This is a genomic window from Erwinia papayae, assembly GCF_058241465.1.
In genome coordinates this window covers 1071749-1086451 of the sequence record NZ_JBZCHT010000009.1, presented here as the reverse complement: position 1 = coordinate 1086451, position 14703 = coordinate 1071749, and the positions used below count along the sequence as shown (strand labels likewise).

The 14703-nt window shown below is 58.0% G+C and carries 16 protein-coding genes; all 16 read left to right on the top strand.

The genetic code is table 11. From position 1 onward, the window contains the following. Position 1: 1 nt before the first annotated feature. The gene (traO, locus tag AC3RPL_RS09890) at positions 2 to 1309 is read left to right on the top strand and encodes a conjugal transfer protein TraO (protein ID WP_490739881.1); all 1308 of its coding nucleotides are present in this window, start codon (positions 2 to 4) and stop codon (positions 1307 to 1309) included. After that, positions 1302 to 2057 (top strand): conjugal transfer protein TraP, encoded by a 756-nt coding sequence (gene traP / locus AC3RPL_RS09885; RefSeq protein WP_490739880.1) that lies wholly within the window; start codon positions 1302 to 1304, stop codon positions 2055 to 2057. The genes traO and traP overlap by 8 nt, the downstream gene beginning before the upstream one ends. A gap of 9 nt (positions 2058 to 2066) precedes the next feature. Beyond that, positions 2067 to 2606 carry a conjugal transfer protein TraQ gene (gene traQ, locus AC3RPL_RS09880; protein WP_490739879.1) on the top strand — a complete coding sequence of 180 codons (540 nt, stop codon included), beginning with the start codon at positions 2067 to 2069 and terminating at the stop codon, positions 2604 to 2606. Between the two features lie 74 nt (positions 2607 to 2680). Next, on the top strand, positions 2681 to 3070 hold the full coding sequence (locus tag AC3RPL_RS09875) for a DUF6750 family protein (RefSeq protein ID WP_490739878.1): 390 nt from the start codon (positions 2681 to 2683) through the stop codon (positions 3068 to 3070). A gap of 64 nt (positions 3071 to 3134) precedes the next feature. After that, entirely contained in the window at positions 3135 to 3458 is a 324-nt protein-coding gene (locus AC3RPL_RS09870; RefSeq protein WP_490739877.1) for a hypothetical protein, read from the top strand. Positions 3459 to 3554: 96 nt separating this feature from the next. Continuing rightward, entirely contained in the window at positions 3555 to 4187 is a 633-nt protein-coding gene (locus AC3RPL_RS09865; protein WP_490739876.1) for a conjugal transfer protein, read from the top strand. Beyond that, positions 4159 to 6159, top strand: a complete 2001-nt coding sequence (locus tag AC3RPL_RS09860) for a hypothetical protein (protein ID WP_490739875.1) — start codon at positions 4159 to 4161, stop codon at positions 6157 to 6159. Before AC3RPL_RS09865 ends, AC3RPL_RS09860 begins: the two co-directional genes overlap by 29 nt. Before the next feature lie 63 nt (positions 6160 to 6222). Continuing rightward, positions 6223 to 7209 carry a hypothetical protein gene (locus tag AC3RPL_RS09855; RefSeq protein WP_490739874.1) on the top strand — a complete coding sequence of 329 codons (987 nt, stop codon included), beginning with the start codon at positions 6223 to 6225 and terminating at the stop codon, positions 7207 to 7209. Positions 7210 to 7269: 60 nt separating this feature from the next. Continuing rightward, entirely contained in the window at positions 7270 to 8451 is a 1182-nt protein-coding gene (traW, locus tag AC3RPL_RS09850; protein WP_490739873.1) for a conjugal transfer protein TraW, read from the top strand. A gap of 17 nt (positions 8452 to 8468) precedes the next feature. Beyond that, complete coding sequence (locus AC3RPL_RS09845) at positions 8469 to 9230, top strand: prepilin peptidase-dependent protein (protein ID WP_490739872.1); 762 nt, start codon at positions 8469 to 8471, stop codon at positions 9228 to 9230. After that, a complete protein-coding gene (traX, locus tag AC3RPL_RS09840) occupies positions 9227 to 9823 on the top strand; it encodes a conjugal transfer protein TraX (protein ID WP_490739871.1) in 597 nt (198 codons plus the stop codon). The genes AC3RPL_RS09845 and traX overlap by 4 nt, the downstream gene beginning before the upstream one ends. Continuing rightward, on the top strand, positions 9813 to 10142 hold the full coding sequence (locus tag AC3RPL_RS09835) for a hypothetical protein (RefSeq protein ID WP_490739870.1): 330 nt from the start codon (positions 9813 to 9815) through the stop codon (positions 10140 to 10142). Before traX ends, AC3RPL_RS09835 begins: the two co-directional genes overlap by 11 nt. Positions 10143 to 10194: 52 nt before the next feature. Next, complete coding sequence (locus AC3RPL_RS09830; protein WP_490739869.1) at positions 10195 to 10398, top strand: Hha/YmoA family nucleoid-associated regulatory protein; 204 nt, start codon at positions 10195 to 10197, stop codon at positions 10396 to 10398. Between the two features lie 100 nt (positions 10399 to 10498). Then, positions 10499 to 12634, top strand: a complete 2136-nt coding sequence (locus tag AC3RPL_RS09825) for a DotA/TraY family protein (RefSeq protein ID WP_490739868.1) — start codon at positions 10499 to 10501, stop codon at positions 12632 to 12634. Between the two features lie 66 nt (positions 12635 to 12700). Then, on the top strand, positions 12701 to 13369 hold the full coding sequence (gene excA / locus AC3RPL_RS09820; protein WP_490739867.1) for a plasmid IncI1-type surface exclusion protein ExcA: 669 nt from the start codon (positions 12701 to 12703) through the stop codon (positions 13367 to 13369). A gap of 109 nt (positions 13370 to 13478) precedes the next feature. Then, a complete protein-coding gene (locus tag AC3RPL_RS09815) occupies positions 13479 to 14693 on the top strand; it encodes a secretion/conjugation apparatus DotM-related subunit (RefSeq protein WP_490739866.1) in 1215 nt (404 codons plus the stop codon). Positions 14694 to 14703 lie beyond the last annotated feature (10 nt).

Sequence of the window (14703 nt, the reverse complement as noted above, 5' to 3'; positions counted from 1 at the left end):
CATGAGTGATCAAGAGAACACCGGCGGCAGCAATGTCCGCCTGATGATGACCCTGATAGTGGGTGGCATCGTGGTGGTTGTCGGTGGCGGCTACGCACTGTGGAGCTGGCTGGCCACGCCGCCACCTGAAACCTCAAACGTCAATCTGACCCGTGTGGCGGGTACCACGCAGGTGAACGCACAGGAGCAGCCCGACTACCGCGAGCGCCTGCGTGAGAGCAACGCGCTGGGCGCACAGAACGCAGCCGCCTCAAACAGCAGCTTTATTGCCAGCATTCCGCTACAGCAGGATGTAATCACGCCCAAAGAGGCACCGAAGGTCGCACCGACCGTGGCACCGCGTGAGCGACCCCAACCACAGGCCAACGGACGCACAGCGGATCAGGAGAAGGCACTGGCTGAGGCCCGTATGAAATCGCTGAATGTTCTGCTCGCTAAAATGCAGGCTGAGCCGAAAACGGGCGACCTGCCGACTGCGCAGTTGCTGGGAGGAAAAGAAAGCGGCTGGGCAAGCTGGCGCGACTCGCTGCCGGGTAGCGCAGTGCAACAGGCCGCCGCCCGTAGTCATCAGGATGCTTCGAATACGCCCCCTGCAACCATTGTGGTGGAACCGTACTGGCGAGGACCGGGAAAAATCTGTACCGGGGTAGACTCGGATAACGGTGCCACCCCTGTACTGGGCTGTATTGATACGGGCCGCTATGCAGGTGCAAAACTGAAGGCACCCGAGGGGGCTAAGCTGTCCGGTAACGGCGTCATCATTCATTTCACCACCATGACCCTGAACGGACAGAACTATAAAGTTGACGCCTACGCGCTCGATGACAAGACGCTCGTGGCTAACATTGCGACTGACGTTGACCATCATTATTTCCGCCGCATCGTGCTGCCCTCTGTATTTGGCGGTGCGGGTGAGGCCGGGCAACTTTACGCGCAGTCGAATACGCAACTGCTAAGCAACGGTTTTAACTCCGTTACCGCGAGGCCCGGCCTGCCAGACCCTACGGCGGTGGCCGGCGTAATTACCGGCGGCATGGCACAGCGCGCAGGGCAGGTACTGACGAATGATGCAGCCCGCCTTCCGGACCGCACGGTTACTGTAAAAAACGCAGAAGTGGTTGCCATCCAGTTTATGAGTGCAGTGTACAGCACAGACGCGCTTGCCCCGCAGGCATCGACAGCGTCTGAGGGCGGCGTAAAAACGTCAGCTGCGTCGAGCAATAACCCGACCCCGACCGCCGCAGAACTGCGTGCGGAAACCCAGGCACGCATTCGCGCCGCCGCACAGAGAGGAAACGCCCGTGAGTGAATTCGATCCACACCCGACGGAGGCTGCGCCGGCGACACCGATCGCGTTACCTCCCCCAAAAAAGCAGGGCTTTCTGACGCGCCCGGTGTTTCTGGGGTACTCCATGCCCTGGCTGGCTGGCATCTTGCTGGGGACGAGCGTCGTTGCCTGGTACCTGTTCTGGCCTGCCTCCACATCACAGGATATAAGCCAGCGGGCTTTCGGGAAGGATGCCGTCCTTGAGGCCGTTCAGCAGCCCGCGGCTACATCTGTCGCCCATTCCATGACGCCGGCACCACGGCAGACGGGCGGGCTCAACGTCCCTGCTACGGCGAGTTCCCCGGATGCGACTGGTAGCGGGGCGGAGGATATGGCTTCACTCATTCGCGAGGGACGCGAATTTGAGGTAGCCAACCGTGAGGCCATCACCCGCCTGTCGGACACGGTGCGCGCGCAGACGAAGGCGCTCACCACGCTCCAGCAGCAGCTTGATGGCGTGGCACAGGAGAATGCACGACTGGGCAACCTGATGACCGTGCTTGCCGCCCGACCTGCGGCGGACGCGTCGGGTCACGCTGCTGGACGTAAAACCACGCGTTCCTTGCTCGCCGGCATGCGTCTCGAAAGCCTTCAGGAGGGCATGGCGTGGGTGAGCTGGCAGGGACGGACCTGGGCGGTGCAGCCCGGCGACAGTCTTGGTGGCGTGATCGTTGACGATATTAACGCGGCGGAGCGCAGCGTCACGACCAGCGCTGGCGTACTGCGCTAAGGAGACGTCATGAACGGTTCTCTTGACGGCATTCAGATGCTCTCTAATCTGGCCACCGGGCTACAGGGGGCATTCACTGATCTTGCTCTGACGCTGGGGTCGCTGTTCGGCGTGCTGGGTGCAGGCAGCTTCCTGGCCCGTCACTCCTGGCTTGCACGCAAGGCACCCGGGCAGTCGGTGAGCGGCGGCGCCGTGGTGGCGTGGATACTGCTGTGTGGCTGTCTGGTGGGGCTGGATCAGCTTATTGGCGCGGGTGCGCGTCAGGTGGGCTGGCAGGTTTCCTTTGATGCCATCAGCTACGTCGACCAGGGCACCTTCGGGCAGGGGGCGGTAGCGGCGAACGCTCTGCTCAGTCTGTTGCGTATGATCGGCGTGTGGTTTGCTCTCTCCGGCACTTTGTTGTGGCGCCGTGCAAGAAAAGACGGCCATACCGGCCTGACGGCGGGCGATGACGTCAACAAAGGCACCGTGAAATTTATCATCGGCGTGATGCTCGCGTGTAACCCCTACCTGCTTGACGCTCTACAGAAAAGTCTCGGGCGGCTTTAAAGCCGTCGCCCAGCTTTACGTCCATACGGACAAACTCAACGGGCCATCCGGCCATTTTTTAAAAGGAAAATACTATGTTCACTCGCTTTTACCGCGTGGCCTTCACCTGCGCCTTCATACTGTCTGAAACCCTTCGTCAGTTCATTCAGCGCAGAGTCTGCGCCTGGATGTCACTTATCTCTCCGATGGCCCTGGCAGACGGCGATGATTTGGCAGGCATGGCTAAAAACGGAGCGGATGGTGCGAAATCTTTCCAGACAAGTGGGATTACTATTATCCAGGTAGTCGGTTTCTTTGTCGTCGTCGGTGGGCTCCTTTCCATCAAGGGGATGAAGAGCAACCCGCAGATCAAGCCCTGGATGATTATCACGGCCATCTGCGTTGGTCTCATGGCCCTGGGTATACCAGAATTCATCAAACGTGGCATGACGCAGATTGGCCTGCAACCGGTCACGGTTAGTTAATTACGCTTGCCGCCTGCGGGCGGCAGTTTTTCCCTTTTTTTCAGCACTAATCAGGAACTTCATGATGAAAACTTTATTCCACTTGTTTATTGCGCTCTCATTATCTGCCGGGCTGTGTGCTGGTGCGTCGGCCAGTCAGCCGGTCGGAAACGCTGACGTCAGTGAGAAACTCGAAAAGCTGGATGCCACCGTGCAGATTATCGACAGTCGCCTGCAGCAAATCCTCATACAGCTTAACCGGAGCGCCCAGACCGGCGTCTGCTGGCTGGACGGCAAGGCCTGGAGTCAGGGAGCCGGGGCAACCGTGAAGGGGCAGGTGGCAACCTGCGGCGTACAGCCAAATACGGGCTGGCCGCAATGGACGAAAGCGGATGTCAAAGCGAACTGAACAAACGCATTGTCCGTATCACGGCATCACCGTCGCTGCACCTCTGCGTATATCGTGAAACTGTCTGACGTCAACCTGTCATGTCAGGCCTGATCTGTGAGTACCCCTATGCTTGAACACCATTCATCTGCCCTTTCAGGCGGTCTGCTGCCGCTCGCGCCGGACGTCAGCGGTGAGGATTGCCCGCCAAAGCCCGTATCTGTTGAGACCGGTTCTTCATGCCGCTGTTGCGGCACGTATGCGCAGCGACTCTGGACGGGACCTGACGTGCAGCCGCTCTGTACACTCTGCTGGCTGACCCTGAATCTCGACAGTCCCACCGCTGCCCACGGGCAACTGGTCTGGCTACCTGATGCGCCGCCGGCCGACATCATTAACCTGCAGCGACGCGCACTCATCGGTCAGTACAGCGACAGCAAAGCCGTGCGTAAAGCGTCACGGAAGCTCTGGAACTGGCTCGCCCGCCACGCGCGTGAGGTAGAGGGTATGTGGGGCACCTCGCGGGCGCCGGAGTTCGCAGCTGCCTTTAAGCGGCTCCCACCTGCAAAGCGCAAAACGTTACAGCAGCGGCTGGAAGGCTGCGTACTTATTTTGCCCGCTGACGTATTCAGCGACCTGACACTGCTGCTGCCACTGGGGCGCACCGCCGCGAAAGCCGTGCACACCCCGGCCTGGAACACTTACATCCGGAGCGACCTGTATGCCAAACCCCCTCATCCGTTGGATTGAAGAAATTATTACCGCCGTAACGCGCTTTGCCGTGTCCCGCGACCTGCCCGACTACTGCGACCTGGAGACCGTGGTGCGCCTGACGGAAGATGACCGCATCCGTCATCCTGAGCTGAACGCACCCTATATCATGGTTACTCACAACGGTGACTACCTTTCTGTATTTGAGATAGCCGGTAGCTACCGCGAGTCAGACGAAAATCAGGCCGCCTCGCACGATGACGCCTGGCAGGGGCGTCTTCAGCGCATGACCGAGACGCTGACCGCACACTACCGCTATACGGGACACCGCATCAGTATCGTCCACGAATGCGATCCGGCAGGCGGAGTGAGTGAAATCCGACGGCTGCTCAGGCCACAACATCAGTCCCTGAAGCGCACAGGGCTGAAGTTGCAGTATCTGCTCCATGAACAGGTGAAAAAGCTCGCGCCATGGGTGAACCGCGAACGCACCTGGCTCGTATGCTATACCGGGCGGAGCGTGCTCGCCGGGCACGAGCTGCGTGATGAAAATGCGCGCCTCAGCGAGCTGGTCAACGCAAGCCCTCCGGCAGCGTTCGGACAGAATCCGCTGTTGACCGAGCTTGCTGGACTGAAAATCCGCCATGATGCCTTTCTCTCCCAGGTGGAGCGGGCGCTCGGTGACAGCGGAAAGGGTGTTCTGATGCGCCGTATCGACGCTCACGAGGCGGGGCGCGTGCTGCGCACGCAAACGGACCCTGGTACCGGAAGTTGCTGGCAGCCGCTGCTGCCGGACGATCGCATTCTCCCCCACGGGTTACGGCAGGGGGCTGACGCGACAGCGCTGCTGGCACCCTGGTTGAAATTTCAGGTTATGGGGGCAGGCGTTCAGGAGATACGCAACAACCTGCTGAAAATTAACGGAGTGTGGCACGGAACGGTGGCCGTGGAACTCGGCCCGCAGAATCCGCAGAGCTTTGCCAGGCTGCGCGAACTTATCCCGCGCAGCGTGCCGTTCCGCATCCGTCAGGACCTGATGCCGGGCGGGATGCGTCGGCTGGGCGGTAAGCATTTCGTACTGAGCTTTACCGAGTGGGTGCCTGGCCTGAAGTCCATCTTCCAGTCGATTTCACTGCTCGAACAGCGCGAGATGCACGAACCGGTTTGCGTGATGACCATCACCGCTGCGACCTGGGGAGATTCGCCCGAGACGGTAACGCGTAACCTGACGTTGCTGCAACAGGCGCTGACCTCATGGGGGATTTGTGGCGTGACCCAGACCTTTGGAGATCCGGTACGCGCCTGGGTGGCCACGCTTACGGCGGCTTCAGCGGCAAGCGGGCCGTGCCTGATGTATCCACCCCTGTCTGAGGCGCTTAACCTGATGCCGCTCACCCGACCAACAACGGCCTGGGGTGAGGAGGGGGATGCACTGTTCGTGTCATCTGATGGCAAGCTGATGCCGGTGGCGCTGGCGGCGTCTAACCAGACGAAGAAAACCAACATTGTGGCAGGCGAGTCCGGAGGCGGTAAGTCGGTATTCATCAACCGCCAGCCCATCATTTTGTCCATGTGCGCACAGCAGCAATTACCGTTCTTCGCAGGTATTGAAAAAGGGTTCAGCGGACTGGGTATGGTGTCCATACTACGGAGTGCTCTGCCGCCAGAGCGCCAGGACGAGGTGCTGAGCATTATCCTGCGCAACGATCCGAAGCACTGTCGCAACCTGTTTGATATTCAGCTGGGTCTACGGGGACCACTCAGTTACGAATCGGAGTTTATTGAGAATGCGCTTAGCGCACTTTGCATAGATCCCAGCACGGGTGTGCCGCCCAACAGCCGCGATACGCCTATCATCCTGCGGCGTCTGGTAAGGGACTCGTTTAAGGCCTGTCGCGAGGAGCCACGCCGTTACGAGCCCGGTCTGGTGCCGGAAGTTGACCGGGCGCTGGAGATCGCTGCCATCTGGGAGGTGCATCCTGAATACCAGGAAAATGCCACCTGGTACTAAGTGCGCGACCTGCTTCAAGATGCGGGACATACGGACGCGGCGCAGCGGGCGCAGTTCCAGGCGGTGCCAGAACTTGCTGACATGCCATCGCGCCTGCTCAGCACGGATTATAAAAGCATGTATGGTGAAATCGAACGCGAAGGCAGCAGCGAGGCGTTGATTGAGTACATCGCCCGTTGCCTGCGCGACGCCTGTGGACAGTACCAGATGTTTGCAGGACGCACGCTTTTTATGATAAGTCCAAAGGCGCGCGTGATTACCGTTGATATTCAGCATGTGGCCGGTGACAAGTCGAAGGCAGGGTACTTACAGACCGGCATGATGTACCTGTTCGCCGGCCACATCGCTGGGGGAGATTTCGTGCTACCGCAATATCAGGACGAGCTTTTCCCGGCGCTGCACGAGCGATGGCATGCCCTGCATCGTGCTCGTGTGGAACAGCTCGATCAGGAGGTCAAAACAAAGCAGTACGACGAGCTTCACAACGCCAAAGGCGTCCCCTTTATTTTCCCGATGTTGGAAACCGCCGACCGCGAGCAGCGTAAATTTGGCGTGCGTACGGTGTTGGCCTCGCAATACTTCCGCGACATGCCCGAGGCGCTTCGTGATTCAGCGAACTCCGTATATATGGTTGGCGTCGACCCGGAAGATCGCGAAATACTGAAAAAACGCTTTAAGGTGCCGGATGCCACGCTGGACCGCTTTGATCGTATGGGCAGCGGCCCGTCGGCCGACGGCAGTGGCGTGCCCTTCCTCGGCATCTTCCGCATTAAGGGGGGCAGCACCATTGCTCATATCATGAAAAATACGGTGGGACCGGAGGAACTGTGGGGGCACAGTACCACCCCGGTGGATATGTCGCTGCGCCGCATGCTGGATGCTGATGTTGGTGACGATGCGTCCCGCCGCATCCTTGGACGATTCTTCCCGAACGGCACGGCGGAGAAGGTCATCGAACATCGCCGCCGGACAGCCGGAGATGAACGGGGAGAGAACGTCATACGGGCGCTGGCAAATGAACTCATCAGTAAACAGGGCTATGACCTCTGATTCTAACGGAGTTATTGAATGATTAACCGGACCTTGAAGTATCCCCAGGGGTATCTGCTATTGGCTTCCTGGATTCTGATAGCACTTTCACCTGAAGCAATGGCTTATGACGTTGAGGTAATGAGCAGTGTTCCCGTTGAGACACAGATAATGCCAGCTCTGAAAACCATGCAGCTCACGCTGGGTGAAATTCTTACGGCTGAAACTGAAACCGGCACTGCGGTAGTGCAGTCTGTGGATAAAACCACCACTGCTATCACCGAAGTCGCGCGCACCCAGCGAGAGGCCGATAACTTTAACCGGCAGACAGATCGTCTGGAAAAAGCGCGGGCATCCTATACGGTGCCGGACAGCATATGTAGCGAGTCATTCTCAGGCACTGCGGCGCAGGTGAGTCAGGCGACACGCGCAGTTTCATCAAAGCTTGCGGGCGGCGGGGGCGTATCGAGTGCAGCCGTGCGCGAAACGCTGGAAAGCCTGCCCATTTCACCACGACAGGGTGGTTATCGAAGCGCATTTATACATGCGGCGTACTGTACGGCGGAGGAGGCGAAGCTTTACGGCGGCACCGGCCTGTGCCCGTCTGTCTCGGCATTTCCGGGCGGTGATACCGAGGCGCGTTCGCTCTACGACGGGGCAGGGGATGTGGGTAAAGAACCCGAACTCACTTTTACCCAGGCACAGACGGACGCGGCCATGGCCTACGTGAAAAATTCGGCGAAGCTTGATGCCGGACGAACACCGGGAAAGGGCGAAATTCAGACCGCCACCGGTCAGGAATATCAGGGCCTGCTTACGCAGTATAAGGCTATGCAGAGTGCTGCAATGCAGCCGCAGCTGGATATGGTGGCGGCGAGCCAGCCGCAGGACGCCACGCAGGCGGCACTCACCGAAGCGCGTCAGTCAGCGTCGGCGGAAAGCTACTTTCAGCAGACGGCATCAGCCCAGGCAAAGCAAACCGGCACGATGAGCGAGCGTGAGTTCGAAGCCTATGAAGTGGGGCGCCGTTACGCCAATACCGCATGGATTACGGATCTACAGTCTATGGATGGCGACAACCTGGTGCGTGAAATGGCACGTCAGCAGAGTCTGGCTAACTGGCTGGCTCTGGGTATTAAAAATGAGCTACGTCAGGCCAATATTATCAATGGCCAGCAGTTGGCTCTGGCGGCCAAAGCCGAATACAGCCCGCAGCTACAGGCATTGTCTTCGCAGATGAGCGCTGGCGTCAGCGCACAGTAAAACTTCCGGAGTATTCCATGACAAGAAGCGGTACCTTCGCGCCGGACGCCGGCGCGCTATTTTCCCTGCTGGATTCGGGCCACGGGCCGGTGCTGGTGCTGGACCCCTGCGGTGCGCTGTGGGAGGTCTTCTGGCAGGCACCCTACTGGAAAAATTTGTGGCAGGCGTGGCGACTGGCTCCCGGGCAGACGCAGGAGGGCGATGTCTGGGACGTGATGGCTGCGATGCGCCATGTTCGCGCCTCGGATGGCAGCGAACGGCTGGCCACCGCGCTGTTTCCGGCAGACCGGCACAGTGTCCTGACGCGGCGCCTCATGACGAGCGTCATGGCCTTTGCCGACGATACGGGGCATTTCATCGGACACTCAGCCGGGCTTGGTGCACTTTCCGGACAGCTCTGGGCCGGTGACCTTTGGAGCACGATCGCGCGATGGAGCCGCCAGTATCCTTACCACCCGGCGCTGCAAACGGCTCGCGCACTTCTTACACTCGAGGGCGCCAGCGAGTCGGTTCTGGCCATCCGTAACCGTATGGAAATTTTTCACCATCCCCACGTGGCTGAGACATTTACCGGTGCGGTGGGGCTCAGACTCAGCACGTTCCGCCGGCGGCCGGGACAGGTCATCTTCCTGACGCCCGACATTCGCTGCATGGAAAGTGAGGACCTGACGTCTGTGTACGGTTTTCTGGTTAGCGCCCTTCAGTCGATGGCAGCGCTTCATAATGTAACTTTTTCGCTAGTTGAACCCGTCCTGACTGCGGAAGGAGATGCCCTGTGAAAGATGACGACCGCGCCGCTCAGAATGGCGGCGAGAAGCCTGCCCGCATCACGCCCAGGCTCGTGGGTTGGATTGCTCTGAATTTCTTTCTACCAGCATGGGAGGTGTCCAGCCTGAGCCGCCATGTGGGACGCAATGTCTCGCGCCTGTGGCAGCGGATCCGGGAAGTGACGGCCCGGGGCGCTGCTGGTGATTACCGGCCCGATGACTGGTTACAGGCGGTGGCAGACAGTGGTCTCACACCTGAACGTATCGGGCGTAATTTACGCATCAGTCGCTGGGTCTGGTGGGGAATGATGTGGCTCACTGGCCTTCCCGTTATGGGTTTTCTGCTGATGCTGGTCGCGGCCGGGGGTAGCATCGGCGGCACGGGCTGGCTGCGCGTTGGCTGCGTGATACTCGTGCTCAGTCTGCTGTCGGTCACCGGCTTCGTGCAGGCACTGGCAACAAGTTATCGCTTGTGGCAGCTGACGGAAAAAAGGGTATCGGTGTCAGAGAACGGAAGTTTTCATGCCTTCCTTGAGGAAACAACCTGGTGGCGGATGGTCATGACCGGTGGCCTGAGTCAGGGAGTAAATGTTAATGACAAATGAAAAGCTCAAACAGCTCCTCATTCAGGTGATCACTCTGCTGGATGGGGCGCGTATTGGGCAACGGAAGGAGACTGTTTTAACTCTGCTGCAATGCGCATGCCGGGCCAGCCGGGAACACGAAGTTTTTACGGCACAACAGCAAAGCGTTGAGGCTCTCAGTATCGTTTTGCTGGAGTCAGCCATAGAGCTGCTGCTTACAGTGCAAAAAGAAGCCCAGTCTGATGCGGAAGCGATGCTGATGTTACGACGGTATCTGCTAATTATTGTGGGCGCCGGGCTGGCGGTGAGCGTCCTTTTTGTGTGGGTACGCATTTGCTGATTTCTGAAAGAATTGCCGGTTTTATTTAATTCTTTAAAAAAATGGAAACAACATGACACGCATTGAATGGCTACTGAAGTTCCGGCGGTACCAGACGCTGGAAACACTTGAGAAGGTTTACGAACGTCTGAGTTATACCGCAGATGCCGCAGAAGAATTTGTAATGACACAGGCCTATGACCATCGCAAAGCAGAACTCGTCGCAGGCAAGCTGTTTGACCGCGTACCGAAGCATGTCTGGCAGTACGTTAAATAACCGTTTTTAGAGTGTTGCCCTGCTGAAATGAACGAACTGACTCAGCCGTAAGCCATTTCTTAACTCCCCATCCGGTCAGCCCCTGACCCGCAGGTAAAACATGAAGCTACTGAAAAAAATTCAGGCGGCGGCTTTGCTGTGCGCCGCGTCCTGCCCGGCGTTTGCCGATGGCGTGGACTACCAGACCATCAGCGATGCTGCCAGCAAAACGGGCGACCTTTCCCGCCAGGCGTTGGTGATGATATTTGGTGATGTGGTTCTCACGCCGTTTCAGCCCGGACAGATCACGCTTATCGGCTCGCTGTTTGCGTTGCTGAACGGCGTGTTGTGCGCTGTGGCCCTGGTGTGGTTCCTTATCGTCACACTGAAAACGCTTTTTAAGGGCGGGCAGGATGGCAAGGTGTTTAGCGTCGGCCGCAGCGCACTACATCCTGTAATGAGTTTTGCCGGCTTTATAACGCTTATTCCTACCGCATCCGGGTGGTCGCTGTCACAGCTGGTGATGTTGTGGGCGGCCTCAACCATGGGCATAGGCAGCGCGAATTTGTTCACCGATAAGGCAGCAGACATGATAAGCAGTGGCATGTCGCTGGTCGTGCAGCCTACGGCTCCCTCCACGCGCTCGGCGGCGCGCGCGGTTTTCGAGATGAACCTGTGCAAGTACGCCACCAACAGTGAGCTATCCTCGCTCTACCAGGACGGGCAGGCGCGCACGGCGCTGATGGAAACAAAGGGCGGGAATGGCGACTACACCACCGGCAACGGAAGCGCGATTTGCGGCACGGCCCGTATCCCTGAGCCGTCATCCGGCATGATGGACAGTTTGTTCGGTTCGGCGGTAAATACGGCAAGCGTCACCACAGCGTCGCGGGGCGCGCTGGACACGATGCAGTCCACGCTTGACGCCGCCGCGCAGGCCTACGTTGAGGGCTATCTGAACCGACGCGACAAGGATACCGGCACCCTTACAGACCCGGAAACTACCATTCAGAACGCGGCAGCCGCGTATGAAACTACGGTCAATAACGCACTGAATCAGCTGAACTATAAGGATTCGTTGCAGAGCCAGCTGACGACGCAGCTGAAGACGTACGGCTGGATTTCGCTGGGTGCCTGGTATAACACCTTTGCGACGGCCAACAGCAAGACAAACGAGGTGGCCAACGCAACACCGGTTACATCCGGCCCAAGTCTGCACGGCGAAACCGGCACGGGTGACCTGTACCAGCAGGTGTTTACGGCCTACCGTTCACAGGTGCAGAACAGCACCTACACTGCTCCTTTGGGATCTCAAACGGCGAAAGATGATGGATCTGCACTTAACGTAACTGACCCGGACGCGGTATTCGTGAGTTTCTACAGAAGCCCAATGCAGAAAATCACAAACACGATAGCTACAAACGAAATTGGTACTGATGCAGACTTTTCGCATCAGGTAAATCCACTTATCAAGATGCAAACAATTGGTGACTACACGTTAGGTGCTACTGAAACTGCCCTCGCCGCTTATACGCTTACTTTGGCGGCAGCATCCACTGCAGATAATTCAGTTTTAGGAAAAATTGGAGGTCTGCTTTTCATCAATCCGGGGGCTGTCGTTAAAGATGTTTTGACAGAACTCTCACCGCCTTTTTATTTTCTGATGTTACTGCTGTTCGCAATAGGATTCTCGCTGGCGGTATTTCTGCCAGCGGTACCGTTCCTGTACTGGATGGTTGGCGTATTTAACTGGCTGGTCAGCGTCATGGTCGGATGTGCAGCCGGTCCGATGTGGTCTGCGACACATCTGGGCGCTGAGGAAGATAAGGGCAGTCGCAGTGCGTATGGTTATATCTTCATGATAGATATGATGCTGCGTCCGTCACTCATGGTGTTGGGATTCTTTTTTGCATCAGTAGCCGTGATGGCCGGAGGCACACTTCTCAATCTGTTGTTCGGGACCGCACTGGCCAACGCAAATGCTGACTCAATTATGGGCCTTGCGAAAATGATTGGCTGGTTGTTGATTTACGCACGGGCAGCGACCTTCGGCGTAACACGCGTATTCGGCCTGCTGGCCACGCTGGCTGATTATGTCATCACCTTCCTGGGCGGTGCGGGGATGGCCGGTATCATGGGCGGACTGGTTGATGACGTCAAAGGAATGTTTGCGGCTGCTGGCGGGGGGGCGCGCAGGGTTCCAGGATTACAAAAATCACCTAACAGCGGCACGCCGAAAGAAGATGGAATTCAGTAATAATACCTGGCTTTATCTACAGTTGTGCGTATAATTTAATCAGAGAGAGTGCGGCAGGAGGATGCCATGAAATCAGTACAACGTCATGATTCAAAAGCTGAAAACATGTGGCTTGTAGTAAGGTTTGTTTACTATTTTTTGGCGCTGCCGTGTCTAATCTTTTTTGCCGCAGCTAGCATTATGATTTATCTGGGTAAACAACCGGGAGGTCATGATGATCCTGGTATGGCTGGTTTTTTCGTTTTGGTTTGGATTGCTTTAATTGTACCTCTGGCTTATCGCCATTACGGTAAAGTATCCCGCCGGCGTCAGCTTAAAAAGATAGTCGTTCTACTTACCAGTAAGGAACGTTTCAGCCCGCTTAAGCAGCATCAGGTGATGGATGCGGGTCGCGGTAAATACCTGGGTATCGATATCAGGTCCGGCAACATTCTGTACATCCACATGGTGAAAAAGGGCTTTGTGGACGTCATTGGCCTCACCATGCGTGACTGGACAGAACGCGAGCTGGAAGGCAGTACGCTGCGTATCAATACCAAAATCCCTGAGGTGCCGGTGCTGAGTATTAATGTGCATCCTACCGTAGCAAAAGAGCTGTTCAACACCCTCGGTGCGATGAGTCATAACAGCTACGTGGAATCCTTCCCAAAGGAGCCCTGGCCACTCCACGTGGGTATCCAGAGCCGCTTTGTTGAGTTTGAACACGACGTGGTGGTGCCTCAGGCCTGTAACTGATTCTTCCTGACATACTGACTTCTTTCCCCTGACACCGGCCTCCTGCCGGTGTTTTCTTTTCTGTAGTCCGGTGAGCCTTGTGGCCGCCACCGCTTCCGGAAATTCTTTCATGAATACCTATCACCCGAATGCCACCGGCAGTAACGAGTCTGCAATGGTGCTGATGACGTTTTGCCTGGTGCTTCTGCTCTGCTGGCTCTTTTTTGCCGACTTTGTGCGCTGGAGCTGCTGGTGTCTTTACTGGCTGTGGCGCTTTGCCGATTTCCCGCACATTCATCGTTACGCGGCGGAGCGTATCAATCTGCTGGCGGTGACGAGCAACGGCGCAGAGTCGGTTGGATTCAGCCAATGGCGGGACGTCATGAACCACACGGCAGGCATCCTGTTTGTACCCATGCTGCCACTAATCACCGTGACCAGCTGGGCGCTGGCGCGTCATCCGGCGCAGGGTTTTCGCAGCAGGCGGGCAATCGACATTCATTCACTGCCCCGCGTGATGGCCACGTTCGCCCCCTCGGTTATCCCCGTTCTGGCAGGGCATCGCGGGGATGGCCTGATGAACGACACGACGCCGGAAAATGCCTGGGCGCTTAAGCCCGAGGAGTTTGCTGAGCAGCACCGCCTGATCAGCCGCCGAATGCTTGACCGGGAGGCGGCCACTGCCCTGTTTGACGCGCAGACGGGACCGGCATTAACGCCCCCCGAGCAGTGGCAGCCGCACGAGCGCGCCCTGTTGGCCGTGTTTGGCCTACAGGTGTTTAGCGGCAATCGAGAGGCCGCCACCAGGCTGCTGGATGCTCTCAACCGTTCGTGCATGAAGCGGCGGTTCTTCAGGGCACCTGAATTTCGCAGCGTGCCTGACTGGCGGGTCTCAGAGTCAAAGGTTGCGAGCGTGCTGGCAAGCCCCGGCGTCAGCGAGTGGTTGAAAATGCACGGAACGGTACGCTCCGCGCTGGCCGGACTTTACGGACGCGACCTCCGCCTCCCTCCTGCGCGGTTCCGCTGGCTGAAAGGCTGCGACCGCACCCTGTGGTACGGGCTGCACACCGCCGACACCGCCAAAGTGTTCGTGGAGGGGGCCGGTGTTGTGGCGCAGGCGCGAGCGGAGCAGATGGCAGCAAAGCTTGGCCTGCCTCGCCCACCGCTGATGACCGATGAGGCGGTAGATGGTCTTCAGCTTGAGCTCGAGTCACTCGGCCTTGTTTACCCGCGCGACATAAGGCCGAAACGTGTGAAGCGACTGCGCGAAATGCCGTTCCCGGATGCGCTTTATCTGCCCAGTGAGGGCGAAGACGAATTTTCTGACGGCGCCGGCGCGCGCTGATAAGGGATAG